This is a genomic window from Coleofasciculus sp. LEGE 07092 (assembly GCF_015207375.1).
Classification (GTDB): domain Bacteria; phylum Cyanobacteriota; class Cyanobacteriia; order Cyanobacteriales; family Coleofasciculaceae; genus LEGE-07092.
The window spans coordinates 1-4,826 of sequence record NZ_JADEWY010000225.1 but is presented as its reverse complement, the minus strand read 5'-3'; the positions used below and the strand labels follow the sequence as shown (position 1 = coordinate 4,826).

Here is a 4,826-nt window from a genome sequence, read left to right as displayed (position 1 = left end):
TTGGTAAATAGTTCTGGGATTTGCGGGATGGAGAAGGGTAAATCGTCGGGATGGTAGAGGGTGCTGCCCCAAAATTCTTTGACGGTTACTCCAATCTGAGCAAGGGCGTTTTTGAGGGCGGTTTCTACGGCACGTTCTTCTGAGGTGACTTCTTGATGGTAGTAAACCTCGGAAATATGCAGTTCTTTTGCCAAAGTGGGGATAATTTCCTCTGGGAAACCCCGACGTACCACTAAATCGCTGCCGAGCGATCGCAACGAGCTGCGTAAATCAGTTACACTTTCAAGTAAGAATTGGGTGCGGAAGGCACCAGTTTTTGGGAAGCCAAAGGACGTGGTGCCAAATTGTCGGTTGTCGAAGCAGTAGAAGGGAATCACCCGAGCCTTGACTTTCAGTGCATGGTACAGTGGCTCGTGATCATGGAGGCGCAAATCATCCCGATACCAAAGAAGAATGGGTTTTTCAGTCACAACGGTCACTTTCGGGTTACATCTCTACACATATTTTCTCAGATTACTGAAAAGGGTCTGGGAATCCCCATACTGTAAGGTATCGCGACATGGCATGGTTGTGGTACAGACTAGATAGCAATGCCAGCAGTACACTGAAAAGCGATCGCCCATGACATACTGATTCAACGTTTACTTTTCTCCTCGGTTTCCCCTAACTCACCCACAGATTTTCGAGTTAGGCTGCAAGTTGTAAACAATCTAGCTGATAGGCTGGCGCTAGATGACGAATGAGGAACATCTCGCTTTGCTCAGGCAAGGAGTAGAGGCTTGGAATGCATGGAAGGCGAACCACCCCGATATCAGACCCAATCTCAGCTTTGCCACCGGTAAGGGGATAATTATCCGGGGGGCGAAACTCAGTGGTGTAGACCTCAGTCGAGCCAACCTGAGTCGGGCAGACCTGAGTAAAGCCGATTTGATTGGGGCAAACTTGAGTGAGGCGTACTTGAGCGAGGCATATCTGAGCCAAGCCGATTTGATTGGGGCAAACCTAAAGAATGCAGACCTTAGAAATGCAGATCTCATTAGTGCTAACCTCATTGCTACCAACCTCAGCAATACTTATCTGAGTGGGGCAGATTTGAGTAAGGCAAATTTGAGTGGGGCAGATTTAGTTGGGGCGAAACTGATTGGGGCAAAACTGAGTGGAACCAACCTGAGTGGTGCCAATCTTAAAGATGCCAACCTCAGCGGCGCACATTTGGTTGGTGCCAACCTCAAGGGTGCCAATCTTAGGGAAGCAAACTTTAGCCAAGCTAACCTCAGTGGTGCCAATTTGCAAAGAACGAAAGCACTGAAAGCCAACTTTAACAAGGCAACATTCACAGGAGTTTGTTTGGAAGATTGGCAGACTAATAGTAGAACCGATATGAGTGAGGTTATTTGCGATTATATTTATTTGCAAGCAAATGGAAAAGACCGCTGTCCCAGCCAGGGAAAGTTTGCACTCGGAGAATTCACTCGACTTTTTCAAAAACCCTTAGAAACGGTCAACCTCATTTTTCGTAACGGTATTGATTGGCAGGCATTTTTTATCGCTTTTCAAAAGCTATCGACTCAACTGGGTAACAATCCCCTATCTATTCAAGCCATTGAAAATCAGAACGATGGATCTCTTCTTATCCGGCTAAAAATCCCCCCGGATGTTAGTAAAACAGACGCCGAACTTTACTTTAAGGAAGAGTATGACGGTGAACTCAAAGGTATCGACAAGGACTATCGATATCAGCTCCAAGTCAAGTATGAACAGGTTGCTACTTATCGCCAACAGAGTTCAGATTTAACAGAAATTGTCAAGCGAATTGCTGGCAGAACTATCAATGTTGAGGCGAGAACGTGGATTGAAGTTGACTCCGTTGCCGAAGAGTGTCAGGATAACCCGTCGGATGATTCAATGGGTAGTTCCGCGATTGGCAATCCCAGGGATACTGCTCAACTCTCTATCCCTGCCAACTATACGCCGGAACAAAAGCATAACCTCATAGAAATAGCCACAAAGATTCTGAAATTAATTCAACAGATTGAGCAGCATTATCCCACTAATACTCCCTTAGAAAAGCAGATAGTGGTTATGGAAGTTATCAAACGAATTGAAAATAATTCAAGGCTGAAGAGTTGGGTAGCTAAAGAGTTGCGAGATGTAAATATTGATACTTTAAAAAAACTGATTGACCATCCACTAGGGACTGTTTTGTTAACGGCTTTAGAAGGGTATCAGGATATATAGCGGTTCTCATTTACATGAGGTATAGTTCCATTCCCTACTCCCCACTCCCGTTCGGACTTCGGCGTGACCCTTCGACAGATCTTAGGCGGAGACGCTCAGTGTTCACTGAGGCTTCTCGAAGTGTCGAACGCTGACGCTCACGGCAAAAGCCTACTCCCTGCCTTCATTAGGACGTACCTCACCAGACGAGGAAACGCTATAGATTAAGCAGAGCTTACTTCAGGGAACAGACGCCTGTTCTACGAGTGGCAGAGGCTAACTCCGAAATAATCGTGTATACTGAGTTTCGTGTGCCATACTTGCCAGTGCTAATCCCCAGGTACAACTACTCAAACTCTCATCTTCTAAAGCTAAAATTTCTTGGGAAGTATGAGAAATCTTGGGGGCAAGTTCGAGCAGTAATTGTTGACCGGCAGTTTGACCCAAGGGAATCAATTTAACACCAGCACCGATAAAATTGGATGCCCAGCTATGTAAGTAACCTAATACTGCTGGGGCAATCTCAATGTGCCAATGAGCAGCAGCCATACCAAATGCGATCGCGTAATTGCAAGGCGTACCTACAGCAGAAGCTACAGGTTTGAGTTGAGGCTGCAAATCTAGTAACAACCGCATTAAAGAATTTCCCATTTGCCAACTTTGCGATCGCAATTCAGATGTTTCCCTCGCTGCACTCACCCAAGCATTCCAGTAATTCAGCGCCTTATGGTCGTTGCTGGCAACACTGTGATAGGCTCGTACCATCACTGCCGCTTCCAACCGAATGGCACCATAAGACAGTTCTTGCTCAATCCAATGTTCTAAGCTGTTCCGATCGCCAATTATACCCCGATCCACTAGCGTTTCCAGTCCTTCAGAATAGCTGTAGGCACCCACCGGCAGCACTGGGCTGGCTAGTTGTAGGAGACTTAAGAGTGCTAAATGGTCATTTGTCATTTGTGATAATGTGCGTAAGCTCCTGTTTCTGGTTGAAAGGGGGCAATTTCTGACTTGACTTTCAATCCCAACTGTTCCAGCATTGCCTGTAGAACGGACTCGGGGGATAAACGCAAATAACCCGGAGCAATCTCTAAAGGAACGTGACGGTTTCCTAAATGGTAGGATGCTCGCAGCAAATCTAGGGGGCTGTGGGCAGTAACTGTCAGCACGGGTTCTGGTTTAGCGGCAATTCGCACGATAACCTTACCTGTATCTGATTGCAGTAAATCGCCGTCATTCAGAACAGTGCCTCTAGGTAAGCGTAGGTATAAGCCTTGATTATCAGGGGTTTCAAAGCGATGGCGAGTTCGGGTGCGTTCTTCGGCAGTGAGTGAGAGGGTAAAGCTGACTGGGGCATCTAAATTAGCGGGTAGGCGTTGCGTCAACGTCGGCATTGGCTCGTAGCATTTTGAATTTCTTTAACTACCGTTGCAAACGAATCATTTCATTTTGAATTCGCCGTTGCAAATCCGGGTCAGCTTGTGCGCTGGCGGTAATTGTATTAAATTGAACCATGGTTAAGCCGTGACTCTCACCAATTTTTTTGGCGTTTTGGCAGTAGTTAACGGCGATATCTCGAACGCTGCTTGGCAGGGCAGTAACCGTATCTGATGCAGTGCAAGTAACGTCAGGAACTGGCTCTTGGTCGAGCATTTGCTGAATTTCGGTATAGGCTTCTTGACGGTTTCCCTCAATCGCCATAACTGCCCTAGCATAGTTTTGAACTTCTTCAGGAGTTACTGACTCTGCTGGTACGATGGGAATCGAAGCGCTTGAGTCTGAGTCGGGAGCAGAATTGCATCCAGATAAAATGATTGTGAGTCCAGCAAGGCAGCAAAGGGTAGAGATAGTCTTGCTCATTCGCGATCGCGCCAGCATTGAGTTTGAGTAAGGTTTGCATAGCAATCACCGCTAAGGCTAACGGCTACAGTTACGGACTTCTCAAACCACGTCCGAGAATTTTCCGATACCTGCGCCCGATTCTACCATACTTTCTGCTAGTCTTTATCCTTGAAGCTCAAGTAATCTCCGCTGGATTCGTCGCCGCAAATCTTCATTTTTGTCTGCCAGACGTGTAATTTCGTTGAATCTGGGAGGATTTAAATAATTAGCGACTAATGATAAAGACTGCCTACAGTAATTTTCAGCAATCTTCCGCGCCTCGTTAGGAAGTTTGTTGATGCTGTCGGGAAGATGGCACTGAATTTCTGGAACGTAACCAATAATTTTCTTAATTTCGTTGTAAGTTTCTTGACGAAGCGGTTCCATGGCTAAAATCGCTTGAGCGTAGCTGGTAATCTCAGGATCACTAACGCTTGATTGAGCGTAGGCTGAATTACTGAAAACTAGGGTAAGAGAGTTGTCAGAGAGTTCGGGAATTACTCCAGAAAGACAACTTGCTGTGGCTAGTATTACAACAGCTAGGGAGCGAGATAAGTTTTTTAAATGAGGTTGGGAATAGGAAAACGGCATCATGATAATTGCAGACAAGCAAAAAATAAGGGACTAGAATTAACAGACTGCTAGTTTGTTTTGAACTATTTTATGGGGTAGAAGTTCCTTAGGATGCAGGAATTTGTGTAGGTGGGGGAGCTGGGGAGTGGGGAGTG

6 protein-coding genes are annotated in these 4,826 nt (G+C 46.0%); 1 reads left to right on the top strand and 5 read right to left on the bottom strand.

The genetic code is table 11. The annotated features are described in order from the left end of the window. A partial coding sequence (locus tag IQ257_RS28735) for a deoxyribodipyrimidine photo-lyase (protein WP_193933440.1) occupies positions 1–470 on the bottom strand: 470 nt, incomplete at its 3' end. A gap of 262 nt (positions 471–732) precedes the next feature. Between IQ257_RS28735 and IQ257_RS28730 the strand changes: the two genes are divergently transcribed. Further along, on the top strand, positions 733–2,238 hold the full coding sequence (locus IQ257_RS28730; RefSeq protein ID WP_193882268.1) for a pentapeptide repeat-containing protein: 1,506 nt from the start codon (positions 733–735) through the stop codon (positions 2,236–2,238). Between the two features lie 255 nt (positions 2,239–2,493). Here IQ257_RS28730 and IQ257_RS28725 read toward each other — a convergent pair whose 3' ends face one another. The 4 genes from IQ257_RS28725 to IQ257_RS28710 form a co-directional block, all read right to left on the bottom strand. Beyond that, the gene (locus IQ257_RS28725) at positions 2,494–3,174 is read right to left on the bottom strand and encodes an urease accessory protein UreF (RefSeq protein WP_193882265.1); all 681 of its coding nucleotides are present in this window, start codon (positions 3,172–3,174) and stop codon (positions 2,494–2,496) included. Then, positions 3,171–3,611 (bottom strand): urease accessory protein UreE, encoded by a 441-nt coding sequence (gene ureE / locus IQ257_RS28720; RefSeq protein ID WP_193882263.1) that lies wholly within the window; start codon positions 3,609–3,611, stop codon positions 3,171–3,173. The genes IQ257_RS28725 and ureE overlap by 4 nt, the downstream gene beginning before the upstream one ends. 28 nt (positions 3,612–3,639) lie before the next feature. Beyond that, positions 3,640–4,077, bottom strand: coding sequence for a DUF4168 domain-containing protein (locus IQ257_RS28715; protein WP_193882261.1), 438 nt, complete (start codon positions 4,075–4,077; stop codon positions 3,640–3,642). Between the two features lie 144 nt (positions 4,078–4,221). Then, positions 4,222–4,692 (bottom strand): DUF4168 domain-containing protein, encoded by a 471-nt coding sequence (locus IQ257_RS28710; protein ID WP_193882258.1) that lies wholly within the window; start codon positions 4,690–4,692, stop codon positions 4,222–4,224. Positions 4,693–4,826: the final 134 nt, after the last annotated feature.